A 15,581-nucleotide genomic window follows, 5' to 3' on the forward strand; every position below is an offset into this window, starting at 1 on the left:
CGTGGTCGCGCTGACCGCGCTGACCGGCCGCCGCGAGCGCACATACGGGTCGGGAGTCGGCGGTGTCATCGTGACGCGTCCGGGCCAGCCGCCCCGAGCGCGCACACGCGTCACCAGGGACCGGCTGACGCCGTTCAACATCCCGTGGAGTCCTCCGCCCGCACCCGCCGTCCCCGCCGTGCCCCTCGGCATCGGCCCCCGCCCCGTACCCGGCCGACCTCGACCGCGTCCGACGACGCCCAGACCGGCCAGTTCCCCCGGGTCACCGGCCGCCGTCAGACCGTCCTCCGTACGCTCGCCGCGGTTGCCCTGCTCGCCGCCACCGCACTGGTCCTCGGGCTGAGTTGGGTACCCGACTCAGCCGAGCCATCCCGCCTGCCAACCGTTGACGAGCAAACCCGGCTCGCCGCGGTACGGGTCACCAACTACCGCGATCTGCGAGCCGGGGTGCACCTGACGGCGGGGACCGGAGCGGCCCGGACCGACCTGGTCGGCTGGGTCGACTGGTCCCGGCCACTGCTCTACCTCGATCTCGGTGGTCCGGGCGCGGGCGCCCACCGGGGTCTGCTCCAGGCGACGCCCACGGTGCTGCTGCTGCGCCCGAACCCCACCTCGGACCCCACCACCTCGGCGCCCCTGTCACCGGCACCCCTGTCACCGGCACCCCCGCCCCTGGTACCTCCCGCCGACGGGTGGCGGCTGGCGGCCCCGCCGGCTGTCGACCGCCTCCGGCCACTGCTCGACCTGCTCTTCGCGCTCGCCGCCGACCGGGCCGACCCACCCGTCAGTGAGGCGGCACGGTGGATCGCCAGCGCCGACGGGGCAGACATCCTCGCCGCCGGGCTGCCGCCGGCCCAACCCGGCGCGCCAACCCCGCCCGCCACCGAGGTCCACTGGTGGGTGGATCGGGAGGCGCGGCTGCACCGACTGGAGGCCCGGCTCCCCGACCTCGGCCCGGTCACCATACGGCTGAACCGCGCCGACCGACCGTCGCTACGTCCGGTCGAGGCCCTCGGCGGGCAGGCCGGCACCCCCCGGCCACTCAACGCCGCCGAACGCCACCGCCTGGCGGCACTCCCCACCCAACTCCGTAGCGTGGGCGAGGCGCCCGCCACGCTCACCGCCCTGCTCGGCTCAGCAGCCGCCCTTCAAGGGACGGGATGGATCAACTGGAGCCGACGCAGCGCGTACCTCGCGGTGGATGACCTTGACGACCCGCATCGGCGAACCCTGCTCCGGCACGAACGTGGGCGCACCACCCAAACCAGGCTGCCGGCAACCGTCAACACCGGCGTGGACCCCCTGCAGCCACCGCTGCCCGTCCCCACCACCGGCTGGGAACCCGCGCCCGACGCCGGGCTCGCGGCCCTGCTTGACGGCGCGCTGCGCGCGGCGACCCCCGCCGAGGAGGGCACGGCGCGACGGATTCGGAGCGATCGGTTGGCTGGCACTGAACTCGACGTGGTCGAGGTGGTGCCGGCCGCCGGCGAACCGACCCGCTACTGGCTCGACCGCTCCGGGCTCCCCCACCGGCTCCAGCTCCCGACGGCGACCGGGACCTGGGCGCAGGTGGACCTCACCTTCGAGGCGGGCAGCTGACCCCTCGATGCACACCCGGCCGGGCGATGCCCGTCACGACCGTCCGCCGGACCAGCCCGCCTCCCGGACATAGAGGCGCACCGGGCGAGCCGGGTCGGCGCTACCGTGCACCCGTTCCGGCCAGCGCGGCGCGTCCCGCCCCGTCTCGGGCAGGCAAGGAAACCCCGCCTCCGCGAGCTGTTCGGCCAGCACTCCGTCCGCGTCCCCGAGACGCCGCACGGTGAGCTGGATGTCGATCACGTCCACCGAGTCCGGTTCTGGCACCGCTGTGGAGCCGATGTGGTCGATCCGTAGATCGGCTGGGGTGACAGCGCGGTGGATCCGAGCGGCCAGCCGAGCGTACTGCTCGGGCCAGGTCGGGTCGGCCTCGACGCGGTCGGTTCGGGGCGGCTGGGCCACCTGCCGGTCGCGGAGGTTGACCGCGTAGGGCAGCAGTCGGTCAGCCCAGAGCGCGTCAACTGCGCGGTGCAGTTCGTCGCGGGTTCCGTCGTTGGTCAGCAACACGTCCGCTGCCGCGCGGCGGTGCACGTCGTCGGCCTGCGCGGCGATCCGCCGCCGCGCCTCGGCCGGCGCCATCCCCCGGTCGCGGGTCAACCGCTCCAATCGGATCGACAGGGCCGTCTGCACCACAACCACCAGGTGGTACGTGGGCCCGAGCCCCGACTCGACCAACAGTGGTACGTCGTTGACGACGACCGCGTCCGGTGGCGCCGCGGCTACCAGCTCGGCCGTGCGGGTCCGGACCCGCGGGTGGATGATCGCCTCCAGCGCACGGCGGCCCGCCTCATCGGTGAAGACCAGGGAGCCGAGTGCCGCCCGGTCGAGCGCCCCGTCCGGGCCGAGCACCCGATCACCGAAGGTGGCGACGATCTCCGCGAGCCCTTCGGTGCCCGGCGCCACCACCTCGCGGGAGAGTTGGTCGGCGTCCACGATCACCGCACCCAGCCCCGCCAGTCGGGCCGCTACGGCGCTCTTGCCCGAGCCGATCCCACCGGTCAGTCCCACCATCAACACCGGACCAGTCAACCGGATCACTCGCCGGCACGCCACACCGGTTCCGACTCACCACCGTCGGCATAAACGGCGGGACCCCGCCCGCGGCGATCTGTCGATCACCGGGACGGGGCCCGTCGTCAGTACCGGCTCCGGTTCGCCACAGGCGGCCCAAAGCCCTCGGATCACTTGCCGCCGGCGAGCTTCTCCCGCAGGGCGGCGAGCGCCTCGTCGGTGGCGAGGGTGCCAGCCGGCTCCTCCACCTGCCGGCTCGGAGCCGCGGTCGTCGTGGTGGTCGGACCAGCGGCCGGCGGGTTGGCCGCAGCCTCGGCGTCGGCGGCGCGGGATGCCTGCACCTGCTTCTGGTGGGCCTCCCAACGCTGACGCGCCTCGGCGTACTGCTGCTCCCAGGTCTCGCGCTGCTTCTCGTAGCCCTCGAGCCACTCGCCCGTCTCGGGGTCGAAGCCCTCGGGGTAGATGTAGTTGCCCTCGGCGTCGTAGGTCGCCGCCATGCCGTAGAGGGTCGGGTCGAAGTGCTCCTCGCCCTCGACGAAGCCCTCGTTGGCCTGCTTGAGCGACAGCGAGATCCGGCGCCGCTCCAGGTCGATGTCGATGACCTTGACCATGACCTCGGAGCCGACCTGGACGACCTGCTCCGGGATCTCCACGTGGCGCTCGGCCAGCTCGGAGATGTGAACCAGGCCCTCGATGCCGTCATCCACCCGGACAAACGCGCCGAACGGCACCAGCTTGGTGACCTTACCGGGCACGATCTGCTGGATCGCGTGGGTGCGGGCGAACTGACGCCACGGGTCCTCCTGGGTCGCCTTCAGCGACAGCGAGACCCGCTCGCGGTCCAGGTCGACGTCGAGGACCTCGACCTCGACCTCCTGGCCCACCTCAACCACCTCGGACGGGTGATCGATGTGCTTCCAGGACAGCTCGGAGACGTGCACCAGGCCGTCCACGCCGCCCAGGTCGACGAAGGCGCCGAAGTTGACGATCGAGGAGACAACGCCCTTCCGGACCTGCCCCTTCTGCAGCTTGTTGAGGAACTCGGTGCGCACCTCGGACTGCGTCTGCTCGAGCCAGGCCCGGCGGGACAGAACCACGTTGTTGCGGTTCTTGTCCAGCTCGATGATCTTGGCCTCGAGCTCACGGCCGACGTACGGCTGGAGGTCCCGCACCCGACGCATCTCGACCAGGGAGGCCGGCAGGAAGCCGCGCAGCCCGATGTCGAGGATCAGGCCACCCTTGACCACCTCGATGACCGAGCCACGGACCACGCCGTCCTCGTCCTTGATCTTCTCGATGGTGCCCCAGGCGCGCTCGTACTGCGCCCGCTTCTTCGAGAGGATCAGCCGCCCCTCCTTGTCCTCCTTCTGGAGAACAAGGGCCTCAATGTGGTCACCAACCGAGACGACCTCGGCGGGGTCCACGTCGTGCTTGATCGACAGCTCCCGAGAGGGGATGACGCCCTCGGTCTTGTAGCCGATGTCGAGCAGGACCTCGTCCCGATCGACCTTGACGACGGTGCCTTCGACAATGTCGCCGTCATTGAAGTACTTGATGGTCTCGTCGATCGCGGCGAGGAAAGCCTCTTCGCTGCCGAGATCGTCGACGGTGACCTTGGTGGCGCTCGAGGGGGCCTCGATGCTGCTCGTCATGTGGGCGGTTGCTCCGGTCGGATGGTTGTCATCACGGATGTGAGCCGCGGTGACCTGTTCGCGCAAACGGACCCGCCGCCGGACACACCGAACGATCACTGCGCGGGATCATGATGTGGCTCCGTCGACCGCGCACCTGCTCCCTACCGAGGCACACAATCCGCGAGCGCGTCGTCTAGCCTACCCTCTGCATTACCACAGCGTGCAAGGCCTCCCACCCGCTCACCATCGCGCCACCTGCAAAAGCGGATTATCGTCGAATAACGCGCCCGTCCTGTCACCCTAATCACACCGTCCCCACCGGCACCAGCCAACGGGCGCGCACTGCGGCACGGAGACCGCGCCCTCGCCCGCCGCCAAGACCAGGTGGCCGCCGCCGGGTCGTCAGGTGTCGGGCCGCCCGGCAACGAAGATGGCGGTGCCCGGGATCAGCCGGCCCCGCAACGGGCTCCACTGGCCCCAGGTTTCCTCGTGCCCCGGCGGCCACTCCGGTTCCACCAGGTCGCGAAGGACGAAGCCGGCAGCACTCAGTTCCCGGATCCGATCGCCGACGGTGCGGTGCGCCTCGATGTAGGTCGGCACTCCCGCCGAATCCTCTTCCACGTAAGGGCGACGGTCGAAGTAAGAGTGCACCGCGACCAAGCCGCCCTCGCCAGCGTCATCCAAAAAGACCCAGCGCAACGGATGGGTAACCGCGAAAACCCAGGTTCCGCCGGGTCGCAGCACCCGAAACACCTCGCGCATCAGCGTCGCCGAGTCCGCGACAAACGGAACCGCACCGAACGCGGAATGTACGGTGTCGAAGACGCCCGCGCCGAACGGCAACGCCAGGGCATCAGCCTGCACGAGTGGCACCGGCACGCCCGAGCGCTCGGCGGCCAGCCGAGCCTGCCGCAACATGCCGGCGGACAGGTCGAGAGCCGTGACCTTTGCCCCCTGCCCGTCCAGCCAGCGGGAGCCCGCGGCCGCACCACACCCCAACTCCAGGAGCCGAGACCCGGCAACCGCACCAAGCAGCCGCGCCTCCGCCTCCCGCAGCCCCTCAGGGCACCACACGAGATCAACATCCCCGAGGAAGGCGCCGTGCTCCGCCTGATAGCTGTCTGCGTCGTGGTCCCACCACCGTCGGCTCGCCGCCCGCCCCTCAGCCGGTGACACCACCCGGCGGGTGACCGCCGGTTCGGACTGCTGCATCCTGCCAACGGTACGGATCGTGGTAACCCGGGTCCGCAGCGGCCGTCGTTTTCGGCTAAGACTCCGCCGGTGGCGGTTGCCTAGCATGGGCGACGAGAATAAGGGCCGCTCACCGTACCGCCGCTGACTCGCCCCGGATCTGAACGAGGCGAACCGGCGCACCGCCGTCGGAGCTGTTTCCGCAGGTCCGGCTCGGGTATTCCGGACCGGACCGGACCGGACGGGAGGTGCTAGGCCGTGAGCCGTCGGAGCGACCCACAGCAGACATACCGAGACTTCACCGCAGCAGTGAATATGCGCCCCGGTGAACTGTCGGCCTGGTTGGAGACCGAGAAGTCCAAGCATGTGGGCTGGCGGAGACGGGGCGACCAGGGCGGCGAGACAGTCGGCCACCGCTCCGGGCGACGAATCCTCGACCTGCTCCGGCGGCGACGGGGCGACCTCTCCGAGGACGACTACCGACACATGCGGAAAGTCGTCGGCTATGTTCGCCGGCACATGGCGCAACGGCCCAGCGGCGACGTTCGGGACACCCGATGGCGGTACTCCCTGATGAACTGGGGGCACGACCCGGCCAAGGGCCCGCTGCCGCCACCGGGGGGCCCATCCCGCAAGGCGCTACGACGGCACGGCGCCCCGCCCAGAGAACGCCGGGGCCCCGGCCGGTAGCGGGTCGATCAGTGGTCAGCGCTGTTCCAGTCCCGTCCGTCGCCGACCGACACCTCCAGCGGCACGGACAGTGGGTACGCCCCGCCCATCTCCCGCCGGACCAACGTCTCCAGCACCTCCCGCTCCCCGGGGGCCACCTCGAAGACCAGTTCGTCGTGCACTTGGAGCAGCATCCGGGAACGCAGGCCGGCGTCGCGCAACGCCGCGTCCACGTTCATCATCGCCACCTTGATGACGTCGGCGGCAGAGCCCTGGATCGGAGCGTTGAGCGCCATCCGCTCGGCCATCTCCCGCCGCTGCCGGTTGTCGCTGACCAGGTCGGGCAGGTAGCGGCGACGGCCGAGGACGCTCTCGGTGTAGCCGTCGCGCCGGGCCCGGGCCACCACCTCCTGCAGGTAGTCACGCACCCCACCGAAACCGGCGAAGTAGGTCTCCATCAGCCCGCGAGCCTCCTCGGCGGTAACGCCGAGTTGCTGGGAGAGGCCGAACGCGCTCAGCCCGTAGGCCAGGCCGTAGTTCATCGCCTTGATCTTGCGCCGCTGGTCGGGGGTGACCGCTTCCACCGGCACTTGGAAGACCGACGAGGCGGTGGCGGCATGGAAGTCGCGGCCCGAGTTGAAGGCGTCGATCAGGGCCTCGTCCGCCGACAGGTGGGCCATGATCCGCATCTCGATCTGGCTGTAGTCGGCGGTGAGCAGGCTTTCATACCCGGCGCCGACCACGAACGCCCGGCGGATCCGTCGCCCCTCCTCGGTGCGGATCGGAATGTTCTGCAGGTTCGGCTCGGTGGAGGAGAGCCGGCCGGTGGCTGCCACGGTCTGGTTGAAGGTGGTATGGATTCGACCGTCGTCGGAGACCGACTTGAGTAGCCCGTCAACCGTGCTCTTCAGCTTCGCCACGTCTCGGTGCCGCAGCAGGTGCCCGAGCACCGGGTGCGGGTTCTGCCCGTGCAGCCACTGCAGGGCGTCCGCATCGGTGGTGTAACCGGTCTTGATCCGCTTGGTCTTGGGGAGTCCCAGCTCGCCGAAGAGGATCTCCTGCAACTGCTTCGGGGAGCCCAGGTTGAACTCCCGCCCGACGGCCTCGTAGGCACCCTGCGCGGCGGCCTTCACCTCCGCGGCGAAGTGCGCCTCCAACTCGGACAGGTACTGCGTGTCGGCGGCGATGCCGGTGCGCTCCATGCCAGCGAGAACCCGCATCAGCGGCAGCTCCACCTCAGCCATCAGCCGGGCCGACAGCTCACCGTCCCGCGACAACTCCGCGTCGATCGCCTCGGCGAGGTCGAGGGTAGCCCGAGCCCGCAGCATCAGGTTCTGCTCGGCCGCCCCGTCATCACCCAAGCCGTCGAGGGTGAGCTGACCGGTTTCCGGAAGGTCGACCCGCAGTTCCCGGTGCAGATAGCGCAGGGCCAGGTCAGTCAGGTCGTAGGAGCGCTGGTCGGGCCGGGCCAGGTAGGCGGCGATCTGCGTGTCTCTGGTGATACCCCGGATCGACCACCCGCGGGCGGCGAACGCGAGCACCGCCGGCTTGCTGTCGTGCAGCACCTTCGGTCGACTCACGTCAGCCAGCCACTCCGCCAGGGCGGCCTCGTCGGCGACGTCGAGTCGGCCGGGGTCGAACCAGGCCCCGGCCCCGGCGGCGGTCGCCAGCGCCATGCCGGTCACGTCGGCGAGGTGCCGCCGGTTGGGCCCGGTGTCGAGCGTGACCGCGAGGCCGACCGGCGTGTTCGGTGCCGTGTGCGCCCCCAGCCACGCGGCGAGCGCTCCCGGCTCGACGAGGAGCTCACCCGCCAGGTCGAAGCCCGCCTCGGCTTCCGGCTCAACAGCGTCCAGGTACTGGTAGAGCCGATCTCGAAGGATGCGGAACTCCAGCGTGTCGAAGACCTGGTGCACCGCCTCCCGGTCCCAGCCAGCCCAGCGTGTCTCCGCCAGTGGCAGGGGCAGCACCAGGTCGGTGACCAAGCCGTTGAGCTCGTGATTACGGATCACGTCGGCGAGTCGCTCCCGCAGATTCGCCCCGGCCTTACCCTTGATCTCGTCGGCCCGGGCGACGACACCCTCGACCCCGCCGTAGGCGGTGATCCATTTGGCGGCGGTCTTCGGGCCGACGCCGGGGACGCCGGGGAGGTTGTCGCTGGTCTCGCCGACCAAAGCGGCGAGGTCTCGATAGTGCTGCGGCGGCACCCCGTATTTCGCCGTCACCGCAGCCGGGTCCATTCGGGCCAGGTCGGAGACGCCCTTACGGGGATAGAGCACCGTGACGTCGTCATCAACGAGTTGGAAAGCGTCCCGGTCTCCGGTCGTGATCAGGACCGACATCCCCTGTTCGCGGGCCTGCCGGGTAAGCGTGGCGATCACGTCGTCCGCCTCGTAGCCCGCCATCTCCACCGCCGGGACCCGCAACGCCGCCAGAATCTCCTTGACCAGGCTGACCTGGCCCTTGAAGTCGCTCGGGGTCTCGCTGCGGCCCGCTTTGTACGCCGCGTACCGCTCGGTGCGGAAGGAGTGCCGGGAGACATCGAAGGCCACGGCGATGTGGGTCGGCTGCTCATCCCGAAGAACATTGATCAACATAGAGGTGAAGCCGTAGACCGCGTTGGTCGGTTGCCCCGTCGTGGTGGAGAAGTTCTCGACCGGCAGGGCGAAGAACGCCCGGTAGGCCAGGGAGTGTCCGTCAACGAGGAGCAGGCGCGGCTTCGTGGCTGTCACGGTGGCGACTCTAGTCCGTGCCGCCGACAGGGCCGGGCGGCGGCACCGGGACGCCGGCGCGGAAAGTTACTCCGGGGGCCGGCCACCCTCTGCGTGGAGATAGAGCCGTACCCGGCGCGGCGAGCGGCGGCCGGTCGTCCTGGGGCGGGACGACCGGCCGCGTGGGCAGTGCCGCCGGTCAGGCGACGCCCAGGTACGCCTCCTTGACCGATGGGTCGTGCAGCAGGTCCTGGCCGGATCCCTCCTTGACGATCCGGCCGGTCTCCAACACGTACCCCCGGTGTGCCCGGGAGAGCGCCTGCTGGGCGTTCTGCTCCACCAGGAGGACCGTGGTGCCCTGCTGGTTGATCTCCACGATGATGTCGAAGATCTGTTGAATGATCATCGGGGCGAGCCCCATCGACGGCTCATCCAACAGCAGCAGCTTCGGCCGAGCCATCAACGCCCGCCCAACCGCGAGCATCTGCTGTTCGCCACCGGAGAGCGTTCCCCCCAGCTGACGACGCCGCTCCGCCAGCCGCGGAAACAGCTCGAACACCCGCTTCAGGTCGGCGGCGATCCCCGCACTGTCCCGACGGGTGTACGCCCCCATGTCGAGGTTGTCCAGGACCGTCATCCCCGGGAAGATGCCCCGCCCCTCGGGCGACTGGCAGATGCCCCGCCGTACCCGCAGGTCGGCTCGGAGGTTGGTGATGTCCTCCCCGTTGAACCGGATCGCTCCCCGGCTCACCGGCCGGAGTCCGGAGATCGCCCGCATGGTGGTGGTCTTACCCGCGCCGTTCGCGCCGATGAGGGCTACCACCTCGCCCTCGTTCACGTGCAGGCTGATCCCGTGCAGCGCCTCGATCCGGCCGTACCGGAGGGTCAGATCGTCAATCTCAAGCAGCATCTGCGGGCTCCCCCAGGTACGCCGCGATCACCTTCGGGTCGTCCCGCACCTCGGCGGGCGCCCCCTCAGCGATCTTCTTTCCGAACTCCAGCACCACGATCCGGTCGGTGACCCCCATGACGAGGCGCATGTCGTGCTCGATGAGCAGCACCGTGAAACCGCGATCCCGGATCTTGCGGATCAGCTCGAGGAGTTCCTCCTTCTCCGCCGGGTTGAAGCCGGCGGCCGGCTCGTCCAGGCAGAGTAACTTCGGCTCGGTGGCCAGCGCCCGCGCGATCTCCAACCGACGTTGGTAACCGTACGGAAGGTTACGAGCCAGGTCGTTGGCGCGGTCGTCAATGCCGACGAAGCGCAGCAGTTCGTACGCCTTACGCTCGCCGGCACGCTCCTCGAGCGTATGCCGCGAGATGCCGAACACCTGAGCCGAGGAGCGCCGAACCTGCTGCCAGAACCGCACCAGCGCATTGGTCGAATCGACCGTGGGCAACTCCTCCGGCTTCGGCTTGACCCGGTACAGCCGGAACAACGCACCAACCACACTGGTGCGGTGCTGGGAGTCCGCACCCACCAGCACGTTCTCCAGCGCGGTCATCTCCGGGAAGAGCCGGATGTTCTGGAACGTCCGGGCGATTCCCAGCTGGTTGATCCGGTGCGGCTTCCGTCCGCTGACCTGCTGTCCGTCGAACCGAACCGCGCCGGAGGTCGGCCGGTAGACACCGGTCATCGCGTTGAAGCAGGTGGTCTTGCCGGCCCCGTTCGGACCGATGAGCCCGAGGATCTCGCCCTTGTAGAGGTTGAAACTCAGATTGTCCAGCGCCACCACGCCGCCAAAGCGGAGCGTGACCCCGGCCACCTCAAGCAGCACCTCGGGCTTGGCAGCGTCCTCGGGTGATGTCTTCTGCTTAGGCAACATTTACCGGAGCCTCCTTCGCCCTGTCCTGCAGCTCGCGCGTTCGTCGCCGACTCGGCAACAGACCCTGCGGGCGCAGCAGCATGATGAGCACCAATGCTAGGCCGAAGGCGAGGACCCGGTACTCCGAGAAGTCGCGGAACCGCTCCGGCAGGTACGCGAGCAGGAAGGCGCCGACCGCCACTCCCGCCATGTTGCCGGAGCCACCGACCACCACCATCGCGACGAACAGAATGGAGAGCTGGACGTTGAAGGTCTCGGGCTGAATGAAGGCCGACCGGCTGGCGAAGAGCAGACCGGAGAAGCCGCCCAGGGCGGCACCGATGGCGAACGCCCAGAGCTTGAACTTGAACGGGTAGACGCCCATCACCGCGGCGGCGTCCTCGTCCTCCCGGATGGCCAGCCACGACCGCCCCACCCGGCTGTGCTCCAGCCGCCGGACCAGCAGGACCATCAGCAGCACCACGCTCAACGCCAGCCAGTACCAGGGCTTGATGTCGAGTAGTCCGAAGACCTTGTTGTCGGGCGACGGCGGACCTTCCGGACCGGGAATGCCGGGCACGCCCTGCGCCTCGCCGGCCCACCCCGAGTTCTTCGCGACGATCCGAATGATCTCGCCGAAGCCCAGCGTCACGATGGCCAGGTAGTCACCCCGCAGCCGCAGCGTCGGCCAGCCGAGCAGGACGCCCGCGACCAACGAGAAGGCCAACGCGATCGGGATACAGATCGCCCACGCGATCGCCCAGTCCGAGGAGAGGCCGAACTGATCCTGCAACGCGCCCACAACCGGCGAGTCGGCCGACCCGAACAGCGCCACGCTGTAGGCGCCCACCGCGTAGAAGCCGACGTAGCCGAGGTCGAGCAGACCAGCCAGCCCGATCACGACGTTGAGCCCGATAGCCACCAGGACGTACAGGGCGCAGACGAAGAGCACCCCAGCCCAGTTGGCGCCGCCGTCGATGGAGTCGGTCCGGAACCAGTCCAGCCCCGGGATGATCAGGTTCGTCCCCGGGATGTCGCCGAGGAACGGCAGGTAGTAGAGGAAGGCAACGCCCGCGAGCAGGGTCAGCCAACGCTGCCAACGGGGTAGCGCCCGCCACCGGTCACCCATACCCCCCAGAACGTGTCGGCGCCGCTCGTTGAATTGTCGTAGTGCCTCTGTCATGCCCTCGCCTTTCCGAGAGACTCACCGAGCAGGCCGGTCGGGCGGAAGATCAGCACCACCACGAGCACCACGAAGGCGGCCACATCCTCCCAGGTGGATCGGGTCAACGTCGCCGCGTACACCTCGATGACCCCGAGTAGTAGGCCACCGAGCAGCGCGCCGCGGAGGTTACCGATACCACCGAGCACCGCCGCGGTGAACGCCTTCAGCCCGACCACGAAGCCGATGTCGAACTTGGTGATCCCGTACCGCATGTTCCACAACAGGGCCGCGGCGCCCGCCATCAGACCACCCAGGACGAAGACCAGCATGATCACTCGGTCCTGGTGCACCCCCATCAGGGCGGCGGTGTCTGGGCTCTGTGCCACGGCCCGCACGCCGCGGCCGTACCGCGTCCGGTTGATGAACTGGTCCAACCCGTAGAGCATCACGAGGGCGGAAGCCACCATGATGATCTGTACGTTGGTGATGTCCGCGCCCGCCACCGAGAGCACTGTCTCCTGCTTCAGCAGCGGCGGAATCCCGATCACGAGCCGGTTCTCGGTGAATCCGCGTCCCGAGAAGAACCCCGCCATCCACAGCGCAAAGATCTCCACCAGGACGAGCGAGAGCCCGATGGCGGTGATCAGGAAGATCAGCGGCGGCGCGTTCATCCGGCGTAGTCGCCGGTAGGCGACCCGTTCGACGGTGAGCGCGGTGGCACCCGAGGCCAGCGCACCGACCACCAGACCGATGAGCAGGTAGACGATCGCCATCCCGATCGGCGGGTTGTCGGCCACCCCGAGCAGCGACCAGGTACCGAGGATCGCGAAGGTACCCACCATGAAGATCTCAGAGTGCGCGAAGTTGATCAGACGGAGCACACCATAGACGAGCGTGTACCCCAAGGCGACGAGGGCATAGATCGCCCCCTTGGACAAGCCATCAACAGTGTGCTGGGCTAGGTCGCCGAATAAGGCATCGAAATTCACGGGTTTCTCCCCTTTGGCACCGTTACGCGGCCGGGGAAAACCCCGGCCGCGTAAGGGTCATCCTGGCTCAGCTGAGCTTGATCTCCTGCTGGGCCGTGATCTCACCATCCTTGATCTCGTAGGCCCAGATCACCACCCGGGACTCGTCCACGTCACCGCTGTCGGCGAACTTGAGGGACTTCGAGACTCCCTCCTTGTCGTAGGAGTCGACCCACGCCAGCAGATCCGCACGCGTGGTGTTGCCCTCGGCCAGGCCCTCGATCAGGACGTTCGCGGCGTCGAAACCCTCGGCACCGTAGGAACCCGGAGGCCCGCCGTACTCCGCCTCGAAGTCAGCCGCGAAGGTGCCACCGGCCTTGTCCGGCGGCAGGCACGGGCAGGTCACGATCACACCCTCGGCGCTGGCGCCGGCGCCCTTCGGGAAGGACGGGTCATAGAGACCGTCGAAGCCGAGGAAAGGCGTCGTGATACCGGCCTCCCGCAACTGCTTCACCAGCGGAGCCGCCTCGTTCGTGTAGCCGCCGTAGGCGATCGCGTCCGGCGCGGCAGCCTTGATCTTCGAAATGGTGGCGGCGAAGTTGACCTGCTTCTCCTGCACCTGGTCGGTGCCGCCCGCCAGCGCACCGAGGGACTTGGTCAGCTCGTCGGCGATGCCGGCGCCGTAGGTGGTGCCGTCATTGATCACGAAGACCTTCTTGGCCTGCGCGACGTCCCGAAGGTAGACGGCGGCGGCGGCCCCCTGGACGGCGTCGTTACCGACCACCCGGTGGAACACCTTGTTGCCGCCCGCGGTCAACTCGATCGCGGTCGCCGAAGGGCTGATCATCACCATCTCGGCCGCCTCGTAGACCGCCATCGTCGCCTTGCTCTCACCGGAGAACGCGCCACCGATGACGCCCAGGAAGGACTCGTCGCCGGTGACCTGGTTCGCGACCGGCGTGGCCTGGGTCGGATCGCCCTGGGTGTCGAACTCCTGCAACTCCACCTTGCAGTCCGGGTTCGCCTCGTTGTGCTGCTTCACCGCAAGCAGGGCGCCGTCGCGCGACGGAATCACCAGACCCGAGTTCGGGCCGCTGAAGGCACCGAAGATGGCGATCTTGCCACCGCAGTCACTGCTGCCGCCGGCGTTCTCCTCCTCCGCCTGACAGCCCGCAGCGCCGATGAGGGCCGCCGACAACCCAATGGCGCCGAGCGCCCGTACGTACTTACGCCTCACGGCTATAGACCTCCTCCAGTTGCAGGAGCCCGAGCACACCCCGAGGCAGGCAACCGCACCAGTACGGCAGCCTCCCCACCTCGATGTGAGCCCGCACACCTGCTACGGCTCGTGATGGCGGAGCGTACTGGGTCGATAGACGGTCCCGGAAGGCCTCGAAGCCACGCTTGTCAAACCGTTACGAATACAAACGCCGATACGACCCGAACCCGTAACATCCTTCACAGCTGGCCCGAGGCCGCGAGCGCACCGGCGATGACCAGCGCAGCCGGCCACCGCCAGCAACGCCGGCGGCCATCGATTCCGGCGGCGAGAAAGATCAACTTTGGCGTCGGGTCACGCCGGGGTGCACCCCGAACGTACCGAGGCCCCGGCGGCGCCAACCCTGGCCGCAGCGACCCTCGGGAGAGAAGCGGAAGCGGGACCGGACCTACTGGGCCGGACGGGGCACCTCGCCCCCGGCGGTCTCCTGGAGGATCCGCTCGGCGACCTCTTTCATGGTCATCCGATGGTCCATCGCGGTGCGCTGGATCCACTTGAAGGCTTGTGGTTCGGTCATCCCGTACGTGGTCATCAGCGCACCCTTGGCCCGCTCGATGATCTTGCGGATCTCCAACCGGTCGGTGAGGCCAGCAACCTCCGCCTCCAGGGCGGCGACCTCCGAGTAGCGCGACAACGCGATCTCTACCGCTGGGACCAGGTCGCTCTTCTGGAAGGGCTTGACCAGGTACGCCATCGCGCCGGCCGCCCGTGCCCGCTCCACCAGGTCCCGCTGGCTGAAGGCGGTCAGGATGATGACCGGAGCGATCCGCTCGCCAGCAATCCGCTCGGCAGCGGCCAGCCCGTCCATGATGGGCATCTTGATGTCGAGGATGACCAGGTCCGGCTTCAACTCGTTGGCGAGCCGAACGGCCGTCTCACCGTCACCGGCTTCTCCGACGACCTCGTAACCTTCCTCAACGAGCATCTCGGCGAGATCCAGCCGGATGAGCGCCTCGTCCTCGGCGATCAGTACTCGCCTGCGCTCAACGTCCGTCTGCGTCTCGGCCACGAGCAACTCCCACCAGTCCGTACCGACACCCGACCGGGTGCCGCGCCCCTTAGCCTAGTGGGTACTCTATAGGCCGACACCGAGGCTGTCGGCAGCACTGTCCCCGTATTCCAACCGGTAGAGAAACGGAGCTCAAACCTCCGACAGTGTGGGTTCGAATCCCACCGGGGACACCAAACCGTCGCGCGGGCGGCGGTCGGCACATCGCGAAGCGACGTAACGCTGCGGGCCACGGCCCCCAAGCGGGGAGCACAGCGACGGCCGCCCGGTCCGCCCGCTCCGTAGCAGGGCGAAGGGCCCTCGGCCGGCGACCGGCCGCCGCACCAGTCCCACCGACGGGCGTGCCGCTCGCCCGGCACCCCGACCACCACAACCGTCGCCGCTTCAGCATCTCCGCCACCGGGCGGGCGGCTGGGCCGTCGCACCGGCTCGAAGGGGCACCGTGTGACCTCGAAGGGGCACCGTGCGGGCTCGAAGGGGCACCGTGCGGGCTCGGAAGGGCTACTCGAAGGCCCCTTGATGGCCGGCGGAGTCGTCTCTGCCGATCCG

The 15,581-nt window shown here is 69.0% G+C and carries 12 protein-coding genes and 1 tRNA gene; 3 read left to right on the forward strand and 10 right to left on the reverse strand.

Features of this window, described 5'->3' with window-relative positions:
- Positions 1-144 precede the first annotated feature (144 nt).
- Positions 145-1,599 (forward strand): hypothetical protein, encoded by a 1,455-nt coding sequence (locus tag SALPAC4_RS0101325; RefSeq protein WP_019868831.1) that lies wholly within the window; start codon positions 145-147, stop codon positions 1,597-1,599.
- A gap of 33 nt (positions 1,600-1,632) precedes the next feature.
- Here the strand turns inward: SALPAC4_RS0101325 and coaE are convergent, their stop codons facing one another.
- The 3 genes from coaE to SALPAC4_RS0101340 form a co-directional block, all read right to left on the reverse strand.
- Entirely contained in the window at positions 1,633-2,613 is a 981-nt protein-coding gene (coaE, locus tag SALPAC4_RS0101330; RefSeq protein WP_188116839.1) for a dephospho-CoA kinase, read from the reverse strand.
- 164 nt (positions 2,614-2,777) lie between these two features.
- On the reverse strand, positions 2,778-4,358 hold the full coding sequence (gene rpsA, locus SALPAC4_RS0101335; protein ID WP_018742755.1) for a 30S ribosomal protein S1: 1,581 nt from the start codon (positions 4,356-4,358) through the stop codon (positions 2,778-2,780).
- 285 nt (positions 4,359-4,643) lie between these two features.
- Positions 4,644-5,453: a class I SAM-dependent methyltransferase gene (locus tag SALPAC4_RS0101340; protein ID WP_019868833.1), complete on the reverse strand. Its 810-nt coding sequence runs from the start codon at positions 5,451-5,453 to the stop codon at positions 4,644-4,646.
- 237 nt (positions 5,454-5,690) lie between these two features.
- On the opposite strand from SALPAC4_RS0101340, the gene SALPAC4_RS0101345 reads away from it, so the two are divergent.
- Positions 5,691-6,122 (forward strand): DUF3140 domain-containing protein, encoded by a 432-nt coding sequence (locus SALPAC4_RS0101345; RefSeq protein WP_027644765.1) that lies wholly within the window; start codon positions 5,691-5,693, stop codon positions 6,120-6,122.
- Positions 6,123-6,130: 8 nt separating this feature from the next.
- On the opposite strand, the gene polA is transcribed toward SALPAC4_RS0101345, so the two are convergent.
- The 7 genes from polA to SALPAC4_RS0101380 all read right to left on the reverse strand — a co-directional run bounded on the left by polA (position 6,131) and on the right by SALPAC4_RS0101380 (position 15,032).
- Positions 6,131-8,830 (reverse strand): DNA polymerase I, encoded by a 2,700-nt coding sequence (polA, locus tag SALPAC4_RS0101350; protein ID WP_019868834.1) that lies wholly within the window; start codon positions 8,828-8,830, stop codon positions 6,131-6,133.
- A 178-nt stretch (positions 8,831-9,008) separates the two neighbouring features.
- On the reverse strand, positions 9,009-9,719 hold the full coding sequence (locus SALPAC4_RS0101355; RefSeq protein WP_018742760.1) for an ABC transporter ATP-binding protein: 711 nt from the start codon (positions 9,717-9,719) through the stop codon (positions 9,009-9,011).
- Positions 9,709-10,632, reverse strand: a complete 924-nt coding sequence (locus SALPAC4_RS0101360) for an ABC transporter ATP-binding protein (RefSeq protein WP_018733318.1) — start codon at positions 10,630-10,632, stop codon at positions 9,709-9,711. Before SALPAC4_RS0101360 ends, SALPAC4_RS0101355 begins: the two co-directional genes overlap by 11 nt.
- Positions 10,622-11,794 (reverse strand): branched-chain amino acid ABC transporter permease, encoded by a 1,173-nt coding sequence (locus tag SALPAC4_RS0101365; protein ID WP_033664333.1) that lies wholly within the window; start codon positions 11,792-11,794, stop codon positions 10,622-10,624. Before SALPAC4_RS0101365 ends, SALPAC4_RS0101360 begins: the two co-directional genes overlap by 11 nt.
- On the reverse strand, positions 11,791-12,765 hold the full coding sequence (locus tag SALPAC4_RS0101370) for a branched-chain amino acid ABC transporter permease (RefSeq protein WP_027644766.1): 975 nt from the start codon (positions 12,763-12,765) through the stop codon (positions 11,791-11,793). The genes SALPAC4_RS0101365 and SALPAC4_RS0101370 overlap by 4 nt, the downstream gene beginning before the upstream one ends.
- Positions 12,766-12,832: 67 nt before the next feature.
- The gene (locus SALPAC4_RS0101375) at positions 12,833-13,981 is read right to left on the reverse strand and encodes a branched-chain amino acid ABC transporter substrate-binding protein (protein ID WP_019868837.1); all 1,149 of its coding nucleotides are present in this window, start codon (positions 13,979-13,981) and stop codon (positions 12,833-12,835) included.
- A gap of 430 nt (positions 13,982-14,411) precedes the next feature.
- Complete coding sequence (locus SALPAC4_RS0101380; protein WP_019868840.1) at positions 14,412-15,032, reverse strand: ANTAR domain-containing response regulator; 621 nt, start codon at positions 15,030-15,032, stop codon at positions 14,412-14,414.
- Positions 15,033-15,131: 99 nt separating this feature from the next.
- On the opposite strand from SALPAC4_RS0101380, the gene SALPAC4_RS0101385 reads away from it, so the two are divergent.
- Positions 15,132-15,208, forward strand: a tRNA-Leu gene (locus SALPAC4_RS0101385).
- Positions 15,209-15,581 lie beyond the last annotated feature (373 nt).

Origin of the sequence: Salinispora oceanensis (assembly GCF_000383575.1) — a bacterium.
Lineage (GTDB): Bacteria > Actinomycetota > Actinomycetes > Mycobacteriales > Micromonosporaceae > Micromonospora > Micromonospora oceanensis.

Excerpts from the sequence above, each read along its gene's own strand:
- SALPAC4_RS0101340 (WP_019868833.1), bottom strand. The coding sequence starts at position 5,453 with ATGCAGCAGTCCGAACCGGCGGTCACCCGCCGGGTGGTGTCACCGGCT.
- SALPAC4_RS0101355 (WP_018742760.1), bottom strand. The coding sequence starts at position 9,719 with ATGCTGCTTGAGATTGACGATCTGACCCTCCGGTACGGCCGGATCGAG.
- SALPAC4_RS0101365 (WP_033664333.1), bottom strand. The coding sequence starts at position 11,794 with ATGACAGAGGCACTACGACAATTCAACGAGCGGCGCCGACACGTTCTG.
- SALPAC4_RS0101360 (WP_018733318.1), bottom strand. The coding sequence starts at position 10,632 with ATGTTGCCTAAGCAGAAGACATCACCCGAGGACGCTGCCAAGCCCGAG.